Here is a 2,779-nt window from a genome sequence, read left to right as displayed (position 1 = left end):
ACCAAAACAATAAGCCACCTTAATTGAATACGTTACATTGCTTCTGCCCTTAAATGACCCAGATCATTTCGTGGACGCTGTGGCAGCCGGTATCGGGAAGCAAAGGAAAATAATTAAACGGAATAGGTTATAAATACCAACCAGGTTATTGCCCGGGTTTGTTGCAGCTTATTTTACAACTATTTGACAAGTTACCAACTTAATGGGGTTCCGAATTGTATGGCTCTAATTAAATAATTCTAAGTGTAAAGTTATTATAATTTCTTACTTTTAAAGCGTATCAGGAACGCATTTACGCGTACCAACCGAGCACAAAAGCCACGGTGGTTCAGAATACGGACAGTTCAGTCAAAATAAATGATTATTCACCGTTTATTATAGCCTCCTGATGCATAACCTTTAAAACTATCCATTATGAAAACTGTATTCATTAATTTGAAAGAGGGTGAAATTAATTACTCCCAAGAAGTGCCTATAAATTGTATCATCGAGCTTGATTCTTCATTTGTGGATATTGCTAATTATGTTAATGAAGACGAATTGGGAGTTTTAATTCAATTTGAACACCATCAAACAATTACCATACTAAATTTAACCGGTGTGACTCCTTACGTTCTTTTATTCTTTGATGATGAATTATATTTTAAAGGCGCATCGTACAGTATTAAAAGTGGTACTGGAAGTTTTATTATTCAAACTCAATATAAGAACATTCTTCTTGTAAGAATGCCGCATAACTTAAAATTGAGCAAAATAATTAATTTAAACTATTAATTATGGAATATATATATGTTGGCAGGGAAGATGATAACAACATCATTGCAGATTACAAAAAAAGATTTGAGGTTGAAACACTTGAAACCTTAGTGAAGTCTTATAATCGCCAGGTTAAATGTGGTATTACTGGAGTGCATCGCCAGGCATTGTATTTAATAGCTTTAAGGCAAGAGTTTAAAGAACGTTTAAAAGAAAGCCCTGTATATATTTTAGAACATGTTTTAGGTCTAGTAGGACCAATTGAGGTAGTTGATGGGAATATTAGAATAGTGAAATAGATTAAATTATAAGGATTTTTAATATTCTATAAATCTCAACCATTGCTAAAGTATCTAATTTACAATATTCCAACAAGGCATTTCTAGTCTGGTCATAGTCCCCTGTATATGCACCCTGGACCATTTGAGTAAAAATAGTACTTGCAGAACCTCCATCACTTATGTCTAAATCATTATAAGACAATTCTGGAACTAAAGCCGGTAATACACTTTTTATGGAATAACTACCCTTCATAGCCGGAGTGTAATACCATTTTTTCTGAAAGGGGACCATCAGGTCTTTTAAACGATCTATGATACTGCTAATTTCATCTTCAAATTCAGGGAACAGGTTTATAAGATCATTTAGCCTTGCTTTTTCAAACCCTAAATTATACACGATAATATCTCCCCGGGTTCCGCAATCGGCTATTAATTTATCTATAAAACCTTTTCTTGGATCGATATGCAGATCGGCCTTTGCTAAATATTCCTTATGAGCGATATCTCCGCTCTCAGTTTGTATATGAAGTGAGTACTGAAAAACCAATTGTTGATAAGGTCTGCTTTGATCATAAATAGGAATAGCAGAGCTAAGTGTTTCAAAATCTAAATAGTAAAGAGGGTATTCCAAACCCTCTATAAAGTTTTTAATTTTAGGGGCATCAACATGTATAGTTCCCTCCTGTTCACTTACCACTTGTAATTTTTGACTCATATTTAGTGCTGCGTCATTTGGATCTACCTGGTCAAGAGTAATAATACCATTATCGTATAAGTCTAATTTTTTGTTGATTCGCAGGTTGGAAATATCAAATACGGAATACTCAGGAACATGTTTCCAACAGTGCCCTTTAAAATCACAGTCGTACGGTTTAGAACAATGTATTCCAATATCAATATTAGGTGCGGTTTCCTGATCGATTACTTTTTTTAATGTGGTTATGGTATTAGGGATGGTTGGGAGAACCTCCTGAACCCTATCATAAACGGACTCGATAGTAAATAATTCATGAACCGATATATCACCATTTTTAATGTATTGATTGTTAATGTGAACAATTGAAATATCCTTTAGATCTATGCCTGAGTTAACTATGGTATAAAATTGAATCGCCGCATCCTGGATATAGGTATCCGATATGCTGGTTGAACTCTTCACTTCATACGCTTTCCATCCCTCCTGGTCCTTTACCAGAATATCTAAGGCCGCTAAAACTCCATTAAATTGAAAGGTAGCTTCATATATAATAGATTCACTATTATCAATAAATTCTTGCGTTCTTAAAACAGATTCTTGAATCTTAAAATGATCTTCGGGGGAGGCATCTACGCCCCCAGGAAACAGTTCTTGCGCCAAAAGACCTACGGCATTTCCCTGATCAAAGATAGCTTGTAAATGCGCTGGCGTCTTATCCTTTAAATCATAATGATGTTTGTATAGATATAAGGACTTTTCGCATTGTAGCCCTTTTAGGAAGGTGGATTTGGAAAGGATATATTTTGTCATTTATTAATAGAAATGTTCAAGATATGGAAAAGTACTTCAACTTGCATGGAAACAGTGAGGCTAACATATTATATTCCAACTATTTGACAACTTGCCAACTTAATGGGGTTCCCCTCCTTCTCCGCGCAAGGCGGATACGGACGGGCAAGCCCGCCTTCACTTCGTTGCTGTGGACATGCTGGGTTAGATCGCTTTGCTTTTGAATCAAGAGAAGCAAAAAATTCAAATTCCAAAA

At 35.3% G+C, this 2,779-nt stretch carries 3 protein-coding genes and 1 riboswitch; of the genes, 2 read left to right on the top strand and 1 reads right to left on the bottom strand.

The genetic code is table 11. The annotated features are described in order from the left end of the window. The first annotated feature begins 272 nt into the window (after positions 1–272). A riboswitch (SAM-I-IV-variant riboswitch) is annotated at positions 273–366 on the top strand. A 48-nt stretch (positions 367–414) separates the two neighbouring features. Both Q0X66_RS15700 and Q0X66_RS15695 read left to right on the top strand, forming a co-directional pair. Then, on the top strand, positions 415–774 hold the full coding sequence (locus Q0X66_RS15700) for a hypothetical protein (RefSeq protein WP_297708043.1): 360 nt from the start codon (positions 415–417) through the stop codon (positions 772–774). Positions 775–776: 2 nt separating this feature from the next. Continuing rightward, on the top strand, positions 777–1,055 hold the full coding sequence (locus tag Q0X66_RS15695) for a hypothetical protein (protein ID WP_297708041.1): 279 nt from the start codon (positions 777–779) through the stop codon (positions 1,053–1,055). 1 nt (position 1,056) lies between these two features. On the opposite strand, the gene Q0X66_RS15690 is transcribed toward Q0X66_RS15695, so the two are convergent. Next, positions 1,057–2,544 carry a DUF2779 domain-containing protein gene (locus Q0X66_RS15690; protein ID WP_297708039.1) on the bottom strand — a complete coding sequence of 496 codons (1,488 nt, stop codon included), beginning with the start codon at positions 2,542–2,544 and terminating at the stop codon, positions 1,057–1,059. Positions 2,545–2,779: the final 235 nt, after the last annotated feature.

It is taken from the genome of uncultured Eudoraea sp. (assembly GCF_947260015.1).
In the GTDB taxonomy this organism is placed as follows: domain Bacteria; phylum Bacteroidota; class Bacteroidia; order Flavobacteriales; family Flavobacteriaceae; genus Eudoraea.
The sequence above is the reverse complement of the archived record's forward strand: the minus strand, read 5'-3'. Positions and strand labels throughout refer to the sequence as shown.

What these genes read in the sequence shown, in the direction of transcription:
- Q0X66_RS15700 (WP_297708043.1), top strand. Translation starts at nt 415, where the DNA reads ATGAAAACTGTATTCATTAATTTGAAAGAGGGTGAAATTAATTACTCC.
- Q0X66_RS15695 (WP_297708041.1), top strand. Translation starts at nt 777, where the DNA reads ATGGAATATATATATGTTGGCAGGGAAGATGATAACAACATCATTGCA.
- Q0X66_RS15690 (WP_297708039.1), bottom strand. Translation starts at nt 2,544, where the DNA reads ATGACAAAATATATCCTTTCCAAATCCACCTTCCTAAAAGGGCTACAA.